Raw genomic sequence first — 21,670 nt, 5'->3', positions numbered from 1 at the left:
TGTAACAGTGACCATATTCAGGGACTCCACCCACCCGGTGACCTTTCGCACCGCCCGGGGCCGCCCCTGACCACGGCCCGGACCGCCACGGCCCGGACCGCCACGGCCCGGACCGCCACCGCCCGACGGTCCGGCGCGTGACGGTCCGGCGCGTGACCCCGAGGGCGTCCCCGCCGTGACACCCCGAAGCTCAAATGAACCTCTGAACCATGCGGCCGGGGGATTCGTCCTCCCTGTATGGGGTCATGACCCCGGCACGCGAGAAACACCGCGGGGGACGCGGTACGGAACGAGGAGGGGGAGCCATGGTGCGCCTCGGTACCGGAATCGGCTGGCGACCGGAGATCGCCGATGACATCGCGCGGCTGCCCGGCATCGACTGGGTGGAGGTGGTGGCGGAGAACATCTGCCCCGACCATGTGCCGGACGCGCTCCGGCGGCTGCGCGAGCGCGGGACCGCGGTGGTCCCGCACGGGGTGTCGCTCGGCCTCGGGGGAGCCGAGCGGCCCGACCCCGGCCGCCTGCGGGCGCTGGCCGAGCGGGCCGAGGCGCTGGGCTCGCCGCTGATCACCGAGCACATCGCGTTCGTCAGGGCCGGGGGGCCGCTGACCGCGTCACCGGCCATGGAGGCCGGGCATCTGCTGCCCGTGCCCCGGACCCGTGACGCGCTGGACGTGCTGTGCGAGAACGTGCGCATCGCGCAGGACGCGCTGCCGGTGCCGCTCGCGGTGGAGAACATCGCGGCGCTGATCTCCTGGCCCGGCGAGGAGATGACGGAGGGCCAGTTCCTGGCCGAGCTCGTCGAGCGCACGGGGGTGCGGCTGCTCATCGACGTGGCCAATCTGCACACCAACCACGTCAACCGGGGCGAGGACCCGGCCAAGGCGCTGGACGAGCTGCCCACGTCGGCGATCGCCTACGTCCATGTGGCGGGCGGGGTGGAGCGGGACGGGGTGTGGCACGACAGCCACGCCCACCCGGTGACCCAGCCGGTGCTGGACGTGCTCGCCGAGCTGTGCGCCCGTACGGCACCGCCCGGGGTGCTGCTGGAGCGCGACGAGGACTTCCCGGCGGCCGGGGAGCTCGCGGGCGAACTGGACGCGATCCGCGCGGTGACGGCGGCGGGGGCCGGGGGCGAGGGCTGGGCCGCCGAGGCTTCGGTGAGGGCCGGGGCTCCGGTGAGGGCCGGGGGCGGGGCCGCCGAGACTTCGGTGAGGACGTCCGCCGCGCCCGAGGCTCCGATGAGGGAATCCGCCGTGCCCGAGGCTTCGGTGAGGACGTCCGCCGTGCCCGACGCGCCCGTACCGGACGCCGTCCGGGAGCGGCTGGCGCTCGCCCAGACCGCGCTGCTGTCCGCGCTGGTCGGGGGCACCCCGCCGCCCGAGGGCTTCGACCGGCGGCGGCTGCGGGTGCAGAGCACGGCGCTGACCGCCAAGCGGGCGTCCGTGATCGCCAAGGTGGCCCCGGAACTGCCCGAGATCCTGGGTACCGGCTACCGCCCGGCGTTCGCGCGGTACGCCGACGGCCGCCCGATGACCGGCGGCTACCGCCGCGACGCGATGTCGTTCGCCGAGCATCTGCTGGCGGACGGCCGGCCCGACGACGCGGCCGCCCGGCGCCGGCTGACGCTGTGGTGGCAGGAGCGGTCCGGGCCCGCGCCCCTGGCGTCCCATCCGGCGGCGCGGCTGGCCCGCCGGGTCCGGCTCGCGCTGAGCGGGGGGCGGTGAGCGGCATGGGCGCGATCGTGAGCCTGATCTACCTGGCGGTCGCCGTGTCGTCGGTGGTGCTCATCACGGGTACGGTCCGGTCCCGGCGCAGGGAGGTCTCGGGGCCGGTGTACGCCCGGGCGCACGACCTGCTGGAGGCCGCGTTCCTGGCGGGCGGGCCGGGCCGGGTGGCGGACACCGTGATCAGCGCGATGTACGCGGACGGGCGACTGGCGATCGGCGACCCCGGCGTGGTCTCGGTACGGCAGCCGGTCGCGCGCGGCCCGGTCGAGGAGGAGTTGCTGCGGCTGTGCGCCATCTCCCCGCACGGCGGCCTGAAGTGGCTGCGCCGGGAGCTGATGCGCGGTCCGGTGGTGCAGGCGATCGGCGACCAGCTGGCGGGGCGCGGGCTGATGGTGCGGCCGGACGCCCTCCGGTTCTGGCACGGGCTGGCACGGCTCCAGGTCGGGCTCTGCTTCGCGGGCACGTTCCTGGGCATCGCGATGGCCATCAACATCACGGACAGCGACGAACTTCCGCTGATCCTCAAGATCGCCCCCGCGCTGTTCACCGGCCTCGTCGTCGGCGGAATCTGTGCCGGTGCGGGCAAGCGCCGGCTGACCGCCGCCGGGCAGCGGGCGCTGGCGACGTACCGGAGGGACTCGGGGGTCGGCATACGGCGCGCCCGGTCCGTCGGCCACCCGGCGACGGTCCCCCTGACGGTCGTCGTCGCGCTGACCGGTGCGGCCGCCCTGACGGACGATCCGCTGCTGCGGGCCCAGCTGCTGGATGCGCAAAAGGTGCCCGCCACTTCGAGTTCGTCGACCGACTCGGGTTCGTCGGGACCGACGGGACCGTCGGACTCCGGTGGTGGATCGTGGTGCGGAGGAGGTGGAGGCGGTGGCGGGGGCGGCGGTGGTTCCGGCTGCGGAGGCTCCTCATGCGGCGGCTCATCCTGCGGCGGAGGCGGCGGCGGTTCGGGCTGCGGTGGGGGCGGCGGCTGCGGTGGGGGCGGGGGCGGCGGCTGCGGAGGCGGCGGCTGAGCCGCCACGACGAAGGGCCGCGCCGCGGCCAGGAGGCCCGGCGGGGCCCGCCAAGCACCGGTGGGCACCGGTGAGCCCGCCGGGTGCGGGCGGCCGACCGCGGCCCGACCGAGCCGAGCAGCGGCGGGTCAAGCCGCCCGGGCCCCCGGGTGCCAGGTGGGTCCTTCCCCTCCCCCGCCCCTTCCCGATACCAGGGGCTCCGCCCCTGGACCCCAGGGTCAGGGGCGGAGCCCCGCCACTCGGCGGAGCCGCATACCGATGCCGCGGGAGGAACGGAGCCTCGGACCGGAGTCTGGGGCGGAGTCCCGGTCCGGGGTCTGGGGCGGAGCCCCGGTTTTGGGGAGGGGCGGGGAGGGGAGCAGCCCGCCGCAGGCGTCACGATCCGTCGGGCACCCCGTCACACGCCTGCGCGGAGCGATCCGCATGCGTGCGAGTCGTTCATATCGTGAAAACTGTGGCGCGGTAGAGGCCGGGTCGAGTAGAACTCGGCCATGTTGTGGGTCCTCTTCCTGCTCGTCGCGTGGGGCGCGGCGGTCGTCAGTTGCACGCGGCTGTGCCTGGCGGCGGTGGCCGCCGCTCAGCCGATGGAGCCCGATCCGGGGGCCGACGGGAAAGGGCTGGGCCTGTACGAGGCGGCGTTCCTGTCCGGCGGGCCACGGCGGGTGGGAGATCTGGCGCTCGTCTTGATGTACCGCGAGCGGCGGCTGCTGCTCGCGCACACCGGCTGGGTCACCGTGGTGGACCCGGACGGGCGGGACGAGCTGGAGCGGGCCGTGATCGGCACGATAGGGCCGGAGGGGCAGGCCCCGGTGCGGCCGGTGCGGGCCGCGCTCGCCACGGCCGCCCCGGTGCGGGCGCTGGGCGACCGGCTGGTGGCGGCGGGGCTCGCGGTGCCCGCCTCGGCCCGTACGAATGTGGCGGTCGCGGTGCGGCATGTGCGGGCGGCCTGCGCGCTGGTGCTGGTGACGGCGGCCGCCGCACTGCTGCTGGTGCCGCCCGCGGCGGGGCGCGGTCCGGTGGCCGCGTGGTTCGTGCTGCCGCTGCTGCTGACGGCGAGCTGTCTGCTGATCGCCCGGGTCGAGGCGCATCCGTACTCGCGGTGGGCCTCCCCCGCCGGTCAGCGGCTGCTGGGCCGGATCGACGTGCCCCCGCGGCGGACCCTCGCCCAGCGCTCCGGCGGTGACGCGGACGGCGGCGACGACGACGGCGACCTGCTCACCGCGCTCGCCGTGCACGGCACCGCCGCCCTCCCCGACCCGGCGCTGCGGGCGGCCCTGAAGACGCATTGGGGTCATTGACCCCGACACCGCGGCCCGGTGCTTTACATGGTCATCCGGCGCGCCAAATATCCCTTTCATCGCGCGACGCACGAAGGGATGGCCAGTGAGAGCAGCAGCGCTGTACGGCATCCTCGGGCCGCTGTCCCTGTCGCTGGCCATGAGCGCGCTGCTCGCGACGCCCGCCACCGGCCGCCCGCTCGCCGCACCCACCGCACCCGCCATCGCCACCGCCCCCGCCACGAATCCCGCGACGCCCACCGCGTCCACCAGGTCCGCCACGCCCCCGGCCGGTGCGGCGGGCACGCCCTCCGCGACCCGTTCGGCCCCCGCCGCCCCCGCCGCCCCCGGCGTGCCCGTCGCCACCGCCACGCCCACCTGGGCGACCTGGTCCGCCCCGCCCGCCTCGGCCGCCCCGGCCGCCGCCCCGCCCGGCGACGCCGCCGCGGCCCGTGGCGTGGCGTTCGCCGCCCGGCGCGCGGCGCGGCGCGGTATCACCTTCCGCCGCTGCCCCCACGCCGAGGCGCTGGCCGCCCCCATCACCTGCGGAAAGGTCTCCGTACCGCTCGACTACGCCCGCCCCCGCGGCAAGCACGTCTCCCTCACCGTCAGCCGGATCCGGGCCACCGGCCCGAAGGCGCGGCGTCAGGGCGCGCTGATCTACAACCCCGGCGGACCGGGCGCCTCCGGCATGGCGTTCCCCGAGTACGCGGCCGAGGACGCCTTCCGCCGGGTGGCCGCCGCCTACGACTTCGTCGGCTACGCCCCACGGGGTGTGGGCCGCTCCGCCCCGCTGTCCTGCCAGCGGCCGTCGGCCTACGCCAAGGCCCCGGCCAGCTCCCCGCCGCACCCCACCGCCGCCTTCAAACGGCGGCTGGTGGCGCGGGCGCGCGCCTACGTGCGGGGCTGTGTCCGCCGCTCGGGCCGCGCGCTCGCGCACTACACGACGCTGAACAACGCCCGCGACCTGGAGGTGCTGCGCGCCGCGCTGGGCCAGCGGCGGCTCACCTTCGTGGGCGCCTCGTACGGCACGTACTACGGGGCCGTGTACGCCACGCTCTTCCCGGGGCGGGTGCGCCGGATGGTCTTCGACAGCGTGGTCAACCCCGCCCCCGGCCGGATCTGGTACCGCGACAACCTCGACCAGTCGCTGGCCTTCGAGCGGCGCTGGCGGGACTGGCGCCGCTGGGTCGCCCGGCACCACGCCGTCTACCACCTGGGCGCCACCGCGGACCGGGTGCTCGCCGCGTACGACACGGCGCGGCGGCGGCTGGCGCGGAAACCGGCGGGCGGGGTCATCGGCACCGCCCAGCTCCAGAGCGCGTTCCTGAGGACCGGCTACAACGACGCCTACTGGGACCCGGCCGCCCGCGCGCTCGCCGCGTATCTGCACGGTGACCCCGAGCCGCTGATCGAACTCGCCGCGCCCGATCCGGCGGAGGCGGCCGACGACGAGAACGGCAACGCCGTCTACACCGCCGTGGAGTGCAACGACGCGCCCTGGCCGCGCGCCTGGGCCACCTGGAACCGCGACAACACCGCCCTCGCCCGCCGCGCGCCCTTCGAGACCTGGGACAACGTGGCGATGAACCTGCCGTGCGCCTTCTGGCCGCTGAAGCCCGGCCGCCCCCTCGACGTGGGGAACCTGGAGGCCGTGGGCCCCCGGACCGGGCGGGTCGCGCTGCCGCCGGTGCTGCTGCTGTCAGCGGAGCGGGACGCGGCCACCCCGTACGCGGGGGCGAAGGAGCTGTGGCACCGGCTGCCCGGCTCCTCGCTGGTGACCGAGCGGAAGGCGGGCACCCACGGGCTGTGGGGCGGCCCGAACGACTGCGTCAACCGCCATGTGGACACCTATCTGCTGACCGGGAAGACCCCGGGCCGGTCCGCCTTCTGCGCCCCGCGCCCGGAGCCCGCACCGCTGCCGGAACCGGCCCCGCTGCCCGAGTCGGGCAAGCAACCGGCCGCGATCCCGGGCACGCCGTAAGAGGGCGCCAGGGCCGGTACGGGACGACCGTAAGGCCGTAGGAGGTGTCCGCCGGACCTGGACGCCTGCGGCGGGCCGCTCCCCTCCCCGCCCCTTCCCACAACTGGGGCGCTGCCCCAGACCCCGAGCCGGACGGCCCGGATATGTGCGGGCACCCGCTGAACTGACCGCGACGACAGCCGACTCGTCCACCACCGGGGTCTGGGGCAGCGCCCCAGTTGTGGGAAGGGGCGGGGAGGGGAAAACATCGAGATGCGGCTCCGCCGCGCGGCCCGCCGAAGGCGCCGTAAGGGCGTCAGGCCAGACCGGTGACGAGTTCGGAGACCGCCCTGCGCCGCCCGGTGTAGAACGGCACCTCCTCGCGCACGTGCCGGCGCGCCTCGGAGCCCCGCAGATGGCGCATCAGGTCGACGATCCGGTGCAGCTCGTCCGCCTCGAAGGCCAGGATCCACTCGTAGTCGCCGAGCGAGAAGGACGCCACCGTGTTGGCGCGCACATCGGGGTAGCCGCGGGCCATCTTGCCGTGGTCCGCGAGCATCCGGCGGCGGTCCTCGTCGGGCAGCAGGTACCAGTCGTAGGAGCGGACGAACGGATACACGCTCACGTACTCGCGCGCGTTCTCGTCCGCGAGGAACGCCGGGATGTGGGACTTGTTGAACTCCGCCGGGCGGTGCAGCGCCATGTTGGACCACACCGGCTCCAGGTGCCGCCCCAGCCGGGTGCGGCGGAAGAGGTTGTACGCCTCCTGGAGGGCGTCGGAGGTCTCCGAGTGCCACCAGATCATGACGTCCGCGTCGGCGCGCAGCCCGGACACGTCGTAGGTGCCGCGCACGGTGACGTCCTTGGCGGCGAGCTGGGAGAAGAGCTCCTCGACCTCGTCGGCGTAGCCGGTGCGGTCCTCCGGCAGCACATCGCGCAGCCGGAACACCGACCACAGGGTGTAGCGGATGACCTCGTTGAGGTCCTTGGCCTTCTTACCGGCGTTGGGAGTCTTCTCAGGTGCAGCAGTCATGGCCCTATTCTCGCTCTCCGGCTCCGGCGCCCGGCCCCAGGGGGCCCGCCAGGGCGCCCAGCAGCTCATCGGCCGCCTTACGGGCGCTGCCGACGCACGCGGGGATGCCCACCCCGTCGTAGAGGGCGCCGCACACCGCCAGCCCCGGCACCTCGGCGACCGCGGCGCGGATGCGGGCGACCCGGTCGAGATGGCCCACCGGGTACTGGGGCAGTCCGCCGTCCCAGCGGTCCACCCGGCTCGCGACGGGCTTCGCCGCCAGGCCGACGGCCTCGCCGAGATCGGCGAGCGACATCCTTACCAGATCGGCGTCGTCCCGCTTCAGATCCACCTCGTCGTCAAACCGCCCGATCGAGGTACGCAGCACGAAGAGATCGGGACCGGCGTCGCGCAGCCAGCCCCACTTGCGGCTGGAGAACGTGGCCGCCTTGATCGTCCGGCCGTCGACCGGCGGCACCAGGAAGCCGCTGCCCTCGGCGAGCGAGGCCACATCGGTGCGCCGGAAGGCCATCGTGACCAGCGCCATCGAGGCGTAGTCCACGGTGGCCAGCTCGGCGGAGGCCGCCGGGGCCCCGGCGGCCAGCAGCCGGGCGGCGGCGGGCGCGGGGACCGCCAGCACCACGGCGTCGGCCGCCACCACCGGCGGGCCGTCCGTACCGCCCGCGCCGTCCACTGCGTTCACGCCGTCCACGCCGTCCACGCCGCCCGTGCCGCCCGTGCCGCCCGTGCCGTCCACGGCGACGGTCCAGCCGTCGGCGGTGCGCCGCAGCTCCCGTACGGGCGCCCCGGTGCGGATCTCGCCGCCCGCGGCCCGTACGGCGTCGGCGACCGCGAGCGGCAGCCGCCCGATCCCGCCGTCGATGCCCATGAACACGGGGCCGTCCTGCCGTCGCGCGGAGCGCTCGGCCAGCTCCCGGACGCCCTCGGTCAGCGGGCGGCCGGACTGGGCCACCTCGAAGAGGGTGGGGACCGACGCGCGCATCGAGGTGCGGTACACATCGCCCGCGTACACCCCGCCGAGCAGCGGTTCGACCAGCCGGTCCACGACCTCGCGGCCGAGCCGCTCGGCCAGATACCCGCCGAGCGCCACGTCCTCGCCCACCGGAGTGGGCGGCAGCTCGCGGTCGCGCGCGATCCGGGCCAGCCCCTCCTCCGAGATCACCCCGGACGCGGCCAGCGGCTCCAGATCGCCGGGGACGCCCATCACATGGCCCTTGGGCATCGGGCGCAGCCCGCCACGCGTCCAGAGCGAGGCGGTCGCGGTCGCGGGCGGCCGCAGCCGGTCGCCGAGGCCCACGGCGCGCGCCAGCTCCACCGCCTCCGGGCGACGCGCGAGCATCGACTCGGCGCCCAGGTCGACCGGTACGCCCTCGATCTCGCCCGAGCGCAGCTTGCCGCCGAGCCGCCCCGACGCCTCCAGGACCGTCACCCGCGCCCCGCCGTCCAGCAGCCGGTGGGCCGCCGCGAGGCCCGCGATTCCGCCGCCGATGACCACGACATGGCCGGTGCGCCCCGCCCCCGGGGTGTTCGCCGCTCTCATGCCCCCACTCTCTCACCCGCCCCCAGGGCGTGCTGCGCCGAGGCCGTGGCCAGGTCGGCCTCGATACGGGCCGCGGTGGCGCGCAGCGCCGGGAGGAGCTCGCCGCGGGCGCTCTCGGCGGTGCCGCGACCGGCGTGGGTGGCCACATTGAGCGCGGCCACCACGCGTCCGCGCGCGTCCCTTACGGGCACGGCGATCGACCGCAGCCCCTCCTCCAGCTCCTGGTCGACCAGGGCGTGCCCCTCCGCCGCCGCGCGCTCCACGACGCGCGCCAGCTCCGCCACGTCGGTCACGGTGTGCCGGGTCAGCGGCTCCGGCCGCACCCCGGCGAGATGGGCGGCGCGGGCGTCGGCGTCCAGGCCGGCGAGCAGCACCCGGCCCATGGAGGTCGCGTAGGCGGGGAAGCGGGTGCCGATGGTGATGTTGACGCTCATGATGCGGACGGTGGGGACGCGCGCGATGTAGCGGATGTCGCCGCCGTCGAGGACGGCCAGGGACGCCGACTCATGGACGGTGCGGACCAGTTCGCGCATGTGCGGCTGGGCGATGTCGGTGAAGCCGAGCTCCGCCAGGGGGGCGTAGCCGAGCTCCAGCACCCGCGGCAGCGGCCGGAAGGCCCGGCCGTCGGCCTCCGCGTATCCCAGCTCGACCAGGGTGAGCAGCGAGCGTCTGGCGGTGGCCCGCGCCAGCCCGGTGGCCTCCGCGACGGCGCTGAGCGTCATCCCCCCACCCCGGCCGCCGCCCGGCCCCGCGCCGACGAGGCCGTACGTCATGCCCCCGGTGGCGCCGGACGCGCCGCGCGCCGCGTCCTCCACCGCGCGGGCCTCACCCTGGCCCACGCCCTGCGCCCCACCAAGGGCCGCCCCGCCCAGGGCCCGCAGCACGGCCAGTCCGCGCGCGAGGGACTGCAGATAGCCCGCTCCCAGCTCCCGCTTGGCCATCCGCGCCGGATCCTCGCCCACGGCCGTGCCGGAGCCCCCCGTACCCGAAGCGACCGAAGCAACAGAAAGAGCGGAACCAGCCGAACCGACGGAGGCAGCCGGCCTGGGCCGACGAGCCGTCACAGCCGCCTCCATCTCCGGGAGTTCCGCACCCAGCGGCCCCAGCACCGCCGCCCGCAGCGAGTCCACGTCATGGCGGCTGGTGTGGCTGACCACGTTGACCGCGCAGACGATGCGGCCCGAGGCGTCCCGCACCGGAACGGACACCGCCACCAGGCCCGGTTCGATCAGCTGGTCGTCAATGGCCCAGCCGTCCCGGGCGGCCTCCTTGACCCGGGCCTCGAAGTCCTCGCCGGAGGCGGGCCGGTGGCGGGGCGGGACGGCCGGGAACGCGGTGTCCAGGGGGTCCTCGGCGCGGCGGGCGCGCCAGGCGGCCCAGTCGGCCCCGGACCACTCGGCGGCGAAGAGCGCGCCGGGCGAGCAGCGCTCGGCGGGGAGCAGATCGCCGATCCGGAAGGCGAGGGACATGGTGCGGCGGCGGGTGACCTGGACGACGAAGCGCACCCCGCCGCCGTCGGGGACGGCGGCCGAGACCGACTCGTCGAGCCCGTCCGCGAGCCGCTCGGCGAACGGGCCGAGGGCGGCGGGCAGTCCGCTCGCGGCCAGATAGGCGTTGCCGAGCTCCATCAGCCGGACCGCCGGGCCGATGTCGCGGCCGTCGAGCGTGACGTAACCGAGCTGTTCGAGCGTGCCCACGACGCGGTCGACCACGGACCGGGCGAGCCCCGTGCCGCGCACGAGATCGCCGGGCCGGACGGTGGTCCGTCCCTCGTGTGCGGCCAGCCGGGTCAGCTCGCGCAGCACGGCGAGACCGCGCTCGAGAGGCCCGACGGGGCCATTGACAGGTGGTGGCACCGGGCTGAAACTCATCACCAGCCGATTATGAACGAAGTTTCACTCAGCGAACAAGTGGCGAAGGCGAAGCGGGCCGCATGGATCACCACAGCGACATGGACCACCACAGCAAGGGGACGATGTGATGCGCACGACCGTCGGCATCATCGGCGGCGGACCCGCCGGGCTGCTGCTCGCCCGGCTGCTGCACCGCGCCGGGATCGACTGCGTGGTGCTGGAGAGCCGGGACCGGGCGTATGTCGAGCGGCGGCAGCGGGCCGGGATCCTGGAGCAGGGCACCGTGGATGTGCTGCGGGAGTGCGGCGCCGGTGGGCGGCTGGACCGCGAGGGGCTGCCCCACCAGGGCATCGAGCTGCGCTTCGAGGGCCGCGGCCACCGCGTGGACTTCCCCTCCGCCACCGGCGGCAAGTCGGTGATGGTCTACGCCCAGACCGAGATCGTCAAGGATCTGATCGCGCTCCAGCTGGAGGAGCCGGGCGGTCCCCCGCTGCTGTTCGGGGCCGAGGCGCTGGCCATCGAGAAGCCGGACTCCGCCGCGCCCGTCATCCGCTTCCGCCACGAGGGCCGCGAACAGACCCTGAGCTGCGACTATGTGGCGGGCTGCGACGGCTTCCACGGCATCGCCCGGAGCACGATCCCCGCCGACCGGGTGCGCGCGTTCGAGCACGCCTACCCCTACTCCTGGCTCGGTGTGCTGGCCGATGTGGCGCCGTCCTGCGAGGAGCTGATCTACGCCCGCCACCGGCGCGGCTTCGCCCTGCACAGCATGCGCTCCCCCCAGGTCTCCCGGCTCTACCTCCAGGTGCCCAACGGCACCGACCCCGACGACTGGTCCCATGAGCGGATCTGGGACGAACTGTCGGCCCGCTTCGCGCTCGACGGGGACCGGACGCTGGAGCGCGGCCCGATCACCGCCACCTCGGTCACCCCGATGCGCAGCTTCGTGCAGGAGCCGATGCGCCACGGCCGGCTCTTCCTGGCGGGCGACGCGGCGCACATCGTGCCGCCGACCGGCGCCAAGGGGCTCAATCTGGCCGTCACCGATGTGATCACGCTGGGCCGGGCGCTGATCCAGCACCAGGAGAACGGCTCGTCCGAGCTGCTGGACGGCTACTCGCGGACCTGTCTGCGCCGGGTGTGGCAGGCCGAGCGGTTCTCGTACTTCATGACGGACACGCTCCACCGGCGCCCGGACGAGAGCCCGTTCGAGGACCGGGAGCGGATCGCGCGGCTGGAGCGGATCGCCTCCTCCCCCACCGCCTCCGCCGAGCTCGCCGAGAACTACGTCGGCCTCCCGCTGTCATGACCGCCTCCGGCCCCCTCACCCCCATCAGCCCACCGGGCACCCGCGCCACCGGCGGCCGGGACGGCGGCCGCTCGGTCGCGGGCCGGATGCTGGCGGTCCTCGACGCCTTCGACGCCTCGCACCGCTCGCTGTCCCTCACCGCCCTCGCCCGGCGCGCCGGGCTGCCGCTGGCCACCGCGCACCGGCTGGTCGCCGCGCTCACCCGCTGGGGCGCCCTGGAGCGCGACGCCACCGGCGCGTACCACATCGGGCTGCGGCTGTGGGAGGTGGCGACGCTCTCGCCGCGCGGGGTCGGGGTGCGCGAGGCGGCCCTGCCGTTCATGGAGGACCTGTACGAGGCCACCCACGAGAACGTCCAGCTCGCCGTGCGGGACGGCCTGGAGGTGGTCTACGTCGAGCTGATCTCCGGACACTCGGCGGTCCAGGTGCGCACCCGGGTCGGCAGCCGCTGGCCACTGCACGCGACCGGCGTCGGTCTCGTGCTGCTCGCGTACGGGCCGCCACGGCTGTACGAGCGGGTGTGCGCCCGCCCGCTGCGCCGCTACACCGAGCTGACGATCCAGGACCCGCACCGGCTGCGGACCGCCCTGGCCGAGGTGCGGCGCACCGGGATCGCGGTCAGCGACCGGCAGATCACCATGGACGGTCTTTCCATCGCCGCCCCGGTGCGCGGACCGGGCGGGGAGGTGGTGGCCTCGCTGTCGGTGGTGGTGCCGGCCGCGGAGGGGCGGGTCCCGGGGCTGGTCCCGGCCGTACGGGTGGCCGCGCACGGCATCTCCCGTACCCTCGCCGCCGCCCTGGGGCAAGCCCCCGTCGCGGAGGCTTCCGGTCGGTGAAAGACCCGCGAACGCGCCTTGCCGCGCCCGAAGTCCGGCCACATTCTGTGTGGCACCAACCGAGCCGCCGAGCCTGAATGCCCAGGCCCGAGACCTGAACGCGCAGGCCCGAGAGGGGACATGGAGACATGCCCGAAGTGACCGCAGAGCCCACCGCGCAGGGCCGGGAGGCGCCCCGCGGCGGCTGGCAGCCGTATCACACCCTGTGGGCCATGCTGATGGGCGGCTGGCTCTTCTCGTACGCCGACCGCACCATCACCGGCCCGGTCGTCACGTGGCTGATCGAACACGACCACGGCATGCTGGGCTCCGCCAGCCATCCGCACGCGCTCGGCGGTCTGATCGGCAGCCTCTTCTTCGCGGGCTACATGCTCACCCAGTTCCCCGGCGGCTATCTCGGCGACCGCTTCGGGCACCGCACCATGCTCGCGGTCTCGCTGCTGTGGGCGGGGGTCGCCACGCTGGCCAGCGGCCTGATGAGCGGGCTGATCGCCTTCGTGGTGCTGCGCGTGCTGACCGGGCTCGGCGAGGGCGTCTTCTACTCCAACGACCGCTCGCTGATCGCCCAGCGCACCCCGCCCGCCAAGGCCGGTCTGGGCATGGGCGTGGCCATCACGGGGCTGTCCATCGGGCTGACGATCGCGACCATCAGCGCGCCGTATCTGATCGACTGGGGCGGGGAGGTGTTCGGCGAGGAGGACGCCTGGCGGATGCCGTTCCTGGTGCTGGGCGCCGCGACGCTCGCGTTCGGCTGGGCCACGGCGGTCTATATGCGCCGCATCGGCGGCCCGCTCAAGGCCACCGGCTCCACACTGCGGCTGCTGGGCATCTCGGCGGTGCTGTGCGCCGCGGTCATGGCGGTCTATCTGATCGCCGACGGGGCGGGGATGCCGAGCTGGGGCGTGGCCATCCTCGAGTGCGTGCTGGCGTTCGTGCTCATCGGGGCGATCTTCGCCCGGCGCAGCGGCCGGCTGGGCGCGGTATCGCGGAACCGCAATGTGCTGCTGCTCAGCTTCGCCTTCATCGCGGTCATGTGGAATCTGTGGTTCTTCAGCTTCTGGTCGGTGTCGATCGTCGCGGACGCCGCCCACAGCTCGTTCCAGAACGCCGCGCTGGTGGCGACCTTCAACGCGGGCGCGGGCATCCTCGGCTTCCCGGCCGGGGGCATGCTCTCGGACCGGGCGAAGGCCCGGGGGTGGGGGCGGCGGCCGCTGCTGATCGCGTTCACCGTGGTCCAGGGGGTGCTGGTGCTGGTGTTCGCCGCGTATCTGCAGACCCATGAGAAGCCCTCCCTCTGGGTGATGTCCGTCCTGCTCTTCGTCTCCAGCCTGTTCTTCAACGCGCTCCAGCCGATGGCGCACGCGCTGCTGAACGATGTGGTGGACGCGGCCGAACGCGGCGCGGCCTTCGGGCTGTTCAACCTGGTCGGGGAGATCGGCGCGGTGATCAGCCCGGCGCTCAGCGGCACCCTCTTCGACCACTACGGCAGCTGGACGAACGCGGTCTACATCGACGGCGCGCTGATGCTCGTCAGCGCGGTGCTCTACATGCTGATCCGGGAGCAGACCTCGCGCGCTTAACGTGATGCCCTATAGCCGGACATCCAGTGGCGGAGGGGCATACATGACGGCGGCACGGCGCATGGTGGTCATCGGAGGCGACGCGGCGGGCATGTCCGCCGCGTCGCGGGCGCGCAGACTCAAGAGCCGGGGCGAGCTGGAGATCCTCGCCTTCGAACGCGGCCAGTTCACCTCGTACTCGGCCTGCGGCATCCCGTACTGGGTCGGCGGCCTGGTGAACGGCCCGGACGAGCTGGTCGCCCGGACGCCCGAGACCCACCGGGGCCGCGGGATCGACGTACGGACCCACACCGAGGTCGTCGAGATCGACCTCGCCGGGCAGCGGGTCCTGGCGCGGGACCTCGATCCGCGCGGTACGGGCGAGCAGTGGCACGGCTTCGACGACCTGGTCATCGCGACCGGCGCCCGGCCGCGCCGCCCCGCGATGCCCGGGATCGACGCCCCCGGCGTGCACGGGGTGCAGACCCTGGACGACGGGCGGGCGCTGCTGGAGTCCCTGGAGGCCGCCCCGGTCGAGCGGGCGGTGGTGATCGGCGCCGGGTACATCGGGGTGGAGATGGCCGAGGCGCTCATCCAGCGCGGCTCCCAGGTGACCGTCCTGGTCCGCGGTGAGCAGCCGATGTCCACGCTCGACCCCGACATGGGGCGGCTGGTCCGTGACGCGATGTCGGGGCTCGGGATCGACACCGTGACCGGCGCGGAGGTCGCCGAGGTGGTCACGGGCGAGGACGGCCGGGTGCGGGCGGTGGCCACCAAGATGAGCGAATACCCCGCCGATCTGGTGGTCCTGGGCCTGGGGGTGGTCCCGGAGACCGCGCTCGCCCAGGAGGCGGGGCTTCCGGTGGGCGAGTACGGCGGGCTGCTGACCGATCAGGCCATGCGGGTGCGCGGTTATGACAACATCTGGGCGGGCGGTGACTGTGTCGAGGTCCTCGACCTGGTGTCCGGCCGCACCCGGCACATTCCGCTGGGCACCCATGCCAACAAGCACGGGCAGGTCATCGGCTCCAATGTGGGCGGCGACTACGCGACCTTCCCCGGTGTCGTCGGCACGGCGGTCAGCAAGGTCTGCGATCTGGAGATCGCCCGCACCGGACTGCTGGAGGCCGAAGCGGCCGCCGTGGGGCTGCAGTTCGAGACGGTCACGATCGAGGCGACCAGCCGCGCCGGGTACTACCCGGAGACCCGGCCGATGACGGTGAAGATGCTCGCCGAGCGGCGCACGGGACGGCTGCTCGGCACGCAGATCGTCGGCCGCGAGGGCGCGGGCAAGCGGGTCGACGTCGCGGCGGTCGCGCTGACCGCCGGGATGACGGTGGAGCGGATGACGGCGCTGGACCTGGGCTACGCCCCGCCGTTCTCACCGGTGTGGGACCCGGTACTGGTGGCGGCGCGCAAGGCGGCGGCGACCGTGAGGTCGGCGGAGCGTCGCTGAGTGTCCGGCGGATGGTGACGCGTGCGGCGGGCTGTCCCCTACCCGCCCCTTCCCGAACCATGGGGCTCCGCCCCCTGGACCCCGGACGCCCTTCGGGCGTGTCCTCAAGCGCCGGACGGGCTGATTTTCAGCCCCTCCGGCGATTGAGGAGCGGGGGCTGGGGCGGAGCCCCAGTTTCGGGAAGGGGCGGGTAGGGGACAGCCCGCCGCAGGCGGCAAGCCGCGGAACCGATCAGCGCGCGCCGTCGATGATCCGCAGCGCCTGCCCGACCCGCTCGGCCACATGACAGGGGCAGCTCCACGCCTCAAGGCCGAAGGGCGGCTCGGGCGTGTCGTACTCCCCCGGCGCGTACAGATGGTTGAGATGGGCGCCGTAAGGGTCCTCGTGGAAGCCGAAGTGACGGCGGCCCGCCAGCTCGGCCAGCACCTCCCAGGGGTGCGCGTCCTCGTGCGGGCAGGACCCGGCCGCCAAGTCGGCCCCCAAGTCCGCTGCCAGGTCGGCCGCCAAGTCGGTCCGCACCGCGCCGAGGATCGCCCGCAGATCCCGGTGGACGGCCTCGGGCGGGGCCTCCTCGCCCGAGGTCACCGACCAGCAGGCCACCAGCAGCAGCACCAGCCGCTCGCGCGGATCGGCCGGGCCCGCCGCGAACCGCCGCGCGGCCCACAGCCCGGCGTCCTCCGCGGCCTGCCCGTCCCGGCAGCGGAACCGCACGGCGTGGGTGAGCCGTTCGATGTCGAGCCGTCCGCCGGGGCGCAGCAGCACCTCGTCCAGGTGGGCGGTGTCCCGGAGGCCGAAGAGCCGTTCGCGGCCGGCGCGCAGATGGTCCAGCGCCTCGCGGGCGATCGTGGCGAGGAAGGCGGGGCACAGCCACGCCTCCAGCGGCGCCGTCTCCAGCTCCTCGCGGTGCCAGTGGCGGTAGACGCCCCGGCCGCCGGGGCTGAGCAGATGGATACCCACGGTGGCCTGCTCCGCGGTGTCCCGGCCGACCTCGGGGTGCTCGCCCTCGCCGTGCGCGCAGGAGGCGCCGCCGAGGCCGGGCAGCACCGCCTCCAGGGCGTCCACCATGGTGTCCAGGACCCGCCGGTCGCGGATCCGGCCGCTGGCGGCGTACCAGCAGGCGGCGTGCAGGACGACCACGAGTCCGGCGCGGTGGTAGCCCAGGGGGTTGGCGACCAGGTTCCTGGCGTAGGCGGACAGCTCCTGGGCGGGGTCCACCGCCGCGCTCGGGTAGTCCCAGACGATCGAGCGCAGATCCTCGGCGCGGCGCGCGTCGCGGACCGGGAGCCGGGGCGGGATGCCGCCCACGCTGCCGGGGGCGATGACGTCGATGGCGACCCGCGCGTACCCGGCGATGTCGCGCGGGCACAGCCACTGCTCCTTGGTGGCGTCGTCCTCCCAGTCGGGGTCCCGGTCCTCGGCCAGCCCGTTGGTGAGCAGCGGCAGATCGTCCACGAAGTGGTCGATCCGGTCGTCCAGATCGCTCTCGTACGGATGCGTCCGGTGGGCGCAAGGGGCCTCGCGCAGCCGCCGGTCGGTGGCGTGGAGCGCCTCCAGGGCCGCCGCGGCGACGTCCTTACGGGAGAACCGACCGATGTGCGCGGCCATCATGACCAGCCCGAGCGTCCAGGCGTACGCCTCCTCGCCCGCGGGATCGGCCACCAGCCGCCTGGCACAGTCCAGGACGACCCGGTCCGAGTCGCCGCCATGGGTCTCGTGGAGGATGCCGTGCCAGTCGTCGACGAAGTGGACACACTCCGGCGACTCCTGCGGGGCTGACAGCGCGGTGGCGGGCATGTCGGTCATGCCCCTCACGACGCCACGGGAGGCACGCGGGTTCCCGCTTGGTTCAGACCTTCACAGAAGGTGCGCGCGATGCGCTCTGGGTGTGCACATACTCGACGAGTCGGGTCAGCGCGTCCGGATCGGTGCTGGGCAGCACGCCGTGGCCGAGGTTGAAGATATGCCCCTCCACCCCCCGGGCCGCCTCCAGCACCTCGTCCGCCTTGGCCTCGACGGCCGTACGCGGGGCGAACAGCACCGCGGGGTCGAGATTGCCCTGGAGCGCCTTGCCGGGGCCGACCCGCCGGGCGGCCTCGTCCAGCGGCACCCGCCAGTCGACACCGACGACGTCCGCGCCCGCCTCGCCGAGCAGCCCGAGCAACTCGCCGGTGCCCACGCCGAAGTGGATGCGCGGCACACCGTATCCGGCGACGGCGTCGAAGACCTTCGAGGAGGCGGGCAGCACGCTGCGGCGGTAGTCGGCGGGGGCCAGGGCGCCCACCCAGGAGTCGAAGAGCTGGACGGCCGAGGCGCCCGCCTCGATCTGCACCTTGAGGAAGGCGGTGGTGATGTCGGCGAGCCGGTCCAGCAGCGCGGCCCAGAGCGCCGGGTCGCCGTACATGAGCGCCTTGGTGTGCTCGTGGTTGCGCGAGGGACCGCCCTCGACCAGATAGCTGGCGAGCGTGAAGGGGGCGCCCGCGAAGCCGATGAGCGGGGTCGCGCCGAGCTCGCCGACGAGCGCCCCGATGGCCTCGGTGACGTACTTCACATCGTCCGGATCAAGCGGACGCAGCCGCTCCAGATCGGCGCGGGTGCGGATCGGCCGCTCGATGACCGGCCCGACACCGGGCTTGATGTCGAGGTCGATACCGATGGCCATGAGCGGCACGACGATGTCGCTGTAGTAGACGGCCGCGTCCACCCGGTGGCGGCGCACCGGCTGCAGCGTGATCTCGGTGACCAGGTCGGGCCGCGTGCAGGACTCCAGCATCGCGATGCCCTCGCGCAACTTGCGGTACTCCGGAAGCGAGCGCCCCGCCTGCCGCATGAACCACACAGGGGTATGGGGCACCGGCTCCCGGCGGCAGGCCCGCATAAAAGCGGAATCGGCTGTGGAACTAGCCGCGGCACGGCCGGTCTGCTGCTGGCCCGAGGGCCGCTCGTTGGCGCTCATGCCCCAGATTTTCGCACGGGCCGAACGAGTGACCCGCCAACCCGGGTGTTCCTCCCCGGTTAGGGCCCTCAATGCGCCTAGTCTTCCGGGCATGGCAGCGGTTCAAGGACACCTCGCGAACGGTGCTGACGGCCCTGACGGCACGGACGCGGGCGGTGAGGACACCCCTCCCGCCTTCCGGCATGCCGTCACCGCGATGCGCGGTGTGCGGGTGCGGCCCGAGGTGGAGCTCGATCCGACCCCACCCCCGCGTCGGCTCGCACCCTACTCGTACGCGCTGGAGGCGGTGGTCACCGGCGCGGCGGGCGATGACGAAGAGCTGGCCGAGGGGCGGCTGATCCTGCTGCACGACCCGGCCGGACACGACGCCTGGCGCGGCACCTTCCGCCTGGTCACGCTGGTCCACGCGGACCTCGAGCCGGAGATCGCGGCGGACCCGCTGCTGCCCGAGGTGTGCTGGTCCTGGCTCACCGGCGCGCTGGAGGCACGCGGTCTGCCCTACGGGGAGCCCAGCGGCACGGTCACCCGGGCGAGCTCGCACTACTTCGGCGCGATGAGCGAGCGGGAGCCGTCCACCCGGATCGAGATCCGGGCCTCCTGGACCCCGTCCGACCACCCGCCCCCGGAACCGGCCCACCCCGGCCCACGCCGCCCGGAGCCGGCGGGAGAGGGCGCCACCGAACGGCTGGGCGTGCCGGACACCGCGGGACACCTGGCCGCGTGGTGCGACCTCCTGTGCCAGATCGCGGGCCTGCCCCCGGCCGGCGCCACGGAGGCGGGGGTCGTCTCGCTGCCGCAGCGGAGGGGTCCCCAGGCGCGCTGAGCTTCGGGATGCTCGGGATGTTCGTGATGTTCGGGATATCCGGAAAAAGAAGCTGAGCTTCCGGATGTCCTGAAAAAGATCAGGCACGATCGATCAGTCGTCCTAATTGCCCGAATTGTTACTCACCAAATCGTGATCATTCTCTAAAGCCCGGCCGTATCGGTGCCGAAGGACGTGGTGACCCGTCCCACCACTTCCCCAGGAGGACCTGGTGTCTGTTCTCCTCGAGCAACCGTCCAGCCTGGTCGCCTACCGCCCGAACAAGCCGACGGCCATGGTGGTCGTTGCCGACCCCCGCGTTCGTTCCACCGTCACCCGCCACCTCTGGGCCCTCGGGGTGCGCGACGTCATCGAGGCGTCGTCCATCGCCGAGGCCCGTCCCCGCATCGGGAATCCGCGCGACATCTGCGTGGCCGATGTCCACCTCCCCGACGGCTCCGGCCTCACGCTGCTGTCCGAGACCCGCGCCGCGGGCTGGCCCAACGGGCTGGCCCTGTCCGCCGCCGATGACATCGGCGCCGTACGGAACGCACTGGCCGGCGGCGTCAAGGGCTATGTCGTCACCGGCACCCGCACCAACCTCGGCATCCCGGGCCGCCCCGGCGCCGCCCCGCTCGGCGCCGCCGCCCGGATGCACCGCCGCCCGCCGGGCGCCCCCGGCCACCCGGGCGGCTACCGGGAGCTGTCGGGCCGCGAGGTCGAGGTGCTGAGGCTGGTTGCGGAGGGCCAGTCCAACAAGGCCATCGGCGTCTCGATGGGCTTGTCCGCGCTCACCGTCAAGAGTCACCTCGCCCGGATCGCCCGCAAGCTGGGCACCGGAGACCGGGCGGGAATGGTCGCGGTCGCACTGCGGACCGGAATCATCCACTGAGCCGTACCGCCCGCCCGGCCGCCACGCCACCGCCCACCACCCCCCGCGCCCGTCGACGGAACGTTCCGTCGACGGGCGCCCTGCGTACTCCCCGCACACAGCTACCCTTGACAGGTGACCGACGCCCAAGAGACCGCAGCAGAGACGACACTGCGAACCACCGGGGGCGCTCCTCCGGACGACCTCCCCCCGGCGCCGGTCCCCTTGCTGGAGCCGCGCGAGGGCATCCCGCCCGTCACCGCCGACGCGGACACGCTGGCCGAGGTCATCGCGACCTTCGCCGCCGGCCACGGCCCGGTGGCCGTCGATGCCGAGCGCGCCTCCGGCTACCGCTACGGACAGCGGGCCTATCTGGTCCAGCTGCGCCGGGCCGGAGCGGGGACCGCACTGATCGACCCCGTCGGCTGCCCCGACCTCTCGGGTCTGGGCGCCGCGATCGCCGACGCCGAATGGGTCCTGCACGCCGCGACCCAGGATCTGCCCTGTCTGCGGGACATAGGCATGGTCCCGGCCCGGATCTTCGACACCGAACTCGCGGGCCGGCTGGCCGGGTTCGCCCGGGTGGGGCTCGGCGCCATGGTCGAGAACATCCTCGGATACGCCCTGGAGAAGGGCCACTCCGCCGTGGACTGGTCCACCCGCCCGCTGCCCGAGCCCTGGCTGCACTACGCCGCGCTCGACGTCGAGCTGCTGGTGGACCTGCGCGACGCGCTGGAGGACGAGCTGGAGCGGCAGGAGAAGCTGGAGTGGGCGCACCAGGAGTTCGCGGCCATCGCCGCGGCCCCGCCCGCCCCGCCGCGCAAGGACCCCTGGCGGCGGACGTCGGGGATGCACAAGGTCCGGCGGCGCCGGCAGATGGCCGTGGTGCGCGAGCTGTGGACGGCCCGGGACCGGATCGCCCAGCGCCGCGATGTCTCACCGGGCAAGGTGCTGGGCGACGCGGCCATCGTCGAGGCCGCGCTGGCCCTGCCGGGAGACGTCCGGGCACTGACCGCGCTGAACGGTTTCGGCCATCGGATGAACCGGCGCCAGCTGGAGCAGTGGCAGGCCGCGGTGGACCGGGCGCGGGCGCTGCCGGAGGCCGACCTCCCCCAGCCGGGCCAGCCGGTGGCCGGTCCGCCCCCGCCCCGGGCGTGGGCCGACAAGGACCCGGTGGCGGCGGCGCGGCTCTCCGCGGCGCGTGCGGCCGTCACCCAGCTGGCCGAACAGCTGAATCTTCCGCAGGAGAACCTGATCGCCCCGGACACCGTCCGGCGGCTGTGCTGGGAGCCGCCCGCCGAGCCGACGACGGATGCGATCGCGTCCGTTCTCGCAGGTCACGGCGCCCGTCCCTGGCAGGTCGACCAGGTGACCCCGGTGCTGACGGCCGCCTTGCTGACGCCCCCGGCATGATGTGACGCGCGTGGACCGGCGGCCTCGCCGCCGGCCCGCGGCTGTGACCTTCAACC

Annotated in this window: 16 protein-coding genes; 11 read left to right on the top strand and 5 right to left on the bottom strand. The window is 74.3% G+C overall.

All coding sequences use genetic code 11. The features are described from left to right. Positions 1 to 305: 305 nt before the first annotated feature. From JK364_RS21990 to JK364_RS21975, 4 genes are all read left to right on the top strand, one after another. A complete protein-coding gene (locus JK364_RS21990; RefSeq protein WP_201852846.1) occupies positions 306 to 1,727 on the top strand; it encodes an MbnB/TglH/ChrH family RiPP precursor modification enzyme in 1,422 nt (473 codons plus the stop codon). Positions 1,728 to 1,732: 5 nt separating this feature from the next. After that, on the top strand, positions 1,733 to 2,749 hold the full coding sequence (locus JK364_RS21985) for a TIGR04222 domain-containing membrane protein (protein ID WP_201852845.1): 1,017 nt from the start codon (positions 1,733 to 1,735) through the stop codon (positions 2,747 to 2,749). A gap of 491 nt (positions 2,750 to 3,240) precedes the next feature. Continuing rightward, complete coding sequence (locus JK364_RS21980; RefSeq protein WP_201852844.1) at positions 3,241 to 4,047, top strand: TIGR04222 domain-containing membrane protein; 807 nt, start codon at positions 3,241 to 3,243, stop codon at positions 4,045 to 4,047. A gap of 85 nt (positions 4,048 to 4,132) precedes the next feature. Then, positions 4,133 to 6,010: an alpha/beta hydrolase gene (locus JK364_RS21975; protein WP_201852843.1), complete on the top strand. Its 1,878-nt coding sequence runs from the start codon at positions 4,133 to 4,135 to the stop codon at positions 6,008 to 6,010. A gap of 295 nt (positions 6,011 to 6,305) precedes the next feature. On the opposite strand, the gene hemQ is transcribed toward JK364_RS21975, so the two are convergent. The 3 genes from hemQ to JK364_RS21960 are packed head-to-tail and all read right to left on the bottom strand — an operon-like array spanning position 6,306 to position 10,433. After that, positions 6,306 to 7,022 (bottom strand): hydrogen peroxide-dependent heme synthase, encoded by a 717-nt coding sequence (hemQ, locus tag JK364_RS21970; protein WP_201852842.1) that lies wholly within the window; start codon positions 7,020 to 7,022, stop codon positions 6,306 to 6,308. A 4-nt stretch (positions 7,023 to 7,026) separates the two neighbouring features. Further along, positions 7,027 to 8,562, bottom strand: coding sequence for a protoporphyrinogen oxidase (gene hemG / locus JK364_RS21965; protein ID WP_201852841.1), 1,536 nt, complete (start codon positions 8,560 to 8,562; stop codon positions 7,027 to 7,029). Further along, positions 8,559 to 10,433: an IclR family transcriptional regulator domain-containing protein gene (locus JK364_RS21960; RefSeq protein WP_201852840.1), complete on the bottom strand. Its 1,875-nt coding sequence runs from the start codon at positions 10,431 to 10,433 to the stop codon at positions 8,559 to 8,561. Before JK364_RS21960 ends, hemG begins: the two co-directional genes overlap by 4 nt. 109 nt (positions 10,434 to 10,542) lie before the next feature. On the opposite strand from JK364_RS21960, the gene JK364_RS21955 reads away from it, so the two are divergent. The 4 genes from JK364_RS21955 to JK364_RS21940 all read left to right on the top strand — a co-directional run bounded on the left by JK364_RS21955 (position 10,543) and on the right by JK364_RS21940 (position 15,575). Then, positions 10,543 to 11,724 (top strand): 4-hydroxybenzoate 3-monooxygenase, encoded by a 1,182-nt coding sequence (locus JK364_RS21955; RefSeq protein WP_201852839.1) that lies wholly within the window; start codon positions 10,543 to 10,545, stop codon positions 11,722 to 11,724. Next, positions 11,721 to 12,560 (top strand): IclR family transcriptional regulator, encoded by an 840-nt coding sequence (locus JK364_RS21950; RefSeq protein WP_230992296.1) that lies wholly within the window; start codon positions 11,721 to 11,723, stop codon positions 12,558 to 12,560. Before JK364_RS21955 ends, JK364_RS21950 begins: the two co-directional genes overlap by 4 nt. A gap of 128 nt (positions 12,561 to 12,688) precedes the next feature. Continuing rightward, positions 12,689 to 14,140, top strand: a complete 1,452-nt coding sequence (locus JK364_RS21945) for an MFS transporter (RefSeq protein WP_201852838.1) — start codon at positions 12,689 to 12,691, stop codon at positions 14,138 to 14,140. Positions 14,141 to 14,183: 43 nt separating this feature from the next. After that, the gene (locus JK364_RS21940; protein WP_201852837.1) at positions 14,184 to 15,575 is read left to right on the top strand and encodes an FAD-dependent oxidoreductase; all 1,392 of its coding nucleotides are present in this window, start codon (positions 14,184 to 14,186) and stop codon (positions 15,573 to 15,575) included. 231 nt (positions 15,576 to 15,806) lie between these two features. Here JK364_RS21940 and JK364_RS21935 read toward each other — a convergent pair whose 3' ends face one another. Both JK364_RS21935 and hemE read right to left on the bottom strand, forming a co-directional pair. Then, a complete protein-coding gene (locus tag JK364_RS21935; RefSeq protein WP_230992295.1) occupies positions 15,807 to 17,378 on the bottom strand; it encodes a hypothetical protein in 1,572 nt (523 codons plus the stop codon). 43 nt (positions 17,379 to 17,421) lie between these two features. After that, positions 17,422 to 18,528 carry a uroporphyrinogen decarboxylase gene (gene hemE / locus JK364_RS21930; protein WP_201852836.1) on the bottom strand — a complete coding sequence of 369 codons (1,107 nt, stop codon included), beginning with the start codon at positions 18,526 to 18,528 and terminating at the stop codon, positions 17,422 to 17,424. 91 nt (positions 18,529 to 18,619) lie between these two features. Between hemE and JK364_RS21925 the strand changes: the two genes are divergently transcribed. The 3 genes from JK364_RS21925 to JK364_RS21915 all read left to right on the top strand — a co-directional run bounded on the left by JK364_RS21925 (position 18,620) and on the right by JK364_RS21915 (position 21,614). Next, complete coding sequence (locus JK364_RS21925) at positions 18,620 to 19,351, top strand: DUF3000 domain-containing protein (protein ID WP_201852835.1); 732 nt, start codon at positions 18,620 to 18,622, stop codon at positions 19,349 to 19,351. Positions 19,352 to 19,562: 211 nt separating this feature from the next. Further along, on the top strand, positions 19,563 to 20,222 hold the full coding sequence (locus tag JK364_RS21920) for a response regulator transcription factor (RefSeq protein WP_014175686.1): 660 nt from the start codon (positions 19,563 to 19,565) through the stop codon (positions 20,220 to 20,222). 114 nt (positions 20,223 to 20,336) lie between these two features. Continuing rightward, positions 20,337 to 21,614, top strand: a complete 1,278-nt coding sequence (locus tag JK364_RS21915) for a ribonuclease D (RefSeq protein ID WP_201852834.1) — start codon at positions 20,337 to 20,339, stop codon at positions 21,612 to 21,614. Positions 21,615 to 21,670 lie beyond the last annotated feature (56 nt).

It is taken from the genome of Streptomyces endocoffeicus, assembly GCF_016741935.1.
Lineage (GTDB): Bacteria > Actinomycetota > Actinomycetes > Streptomycetales > Streptomycetaceae > Streptomyces > Streptomyces endocoffeicus.
The sequence above is the reverse complement of the archived record's forward strand: the minus strand, read 5'-3'. Positions and strand labels throughout refer to the sequence as shown.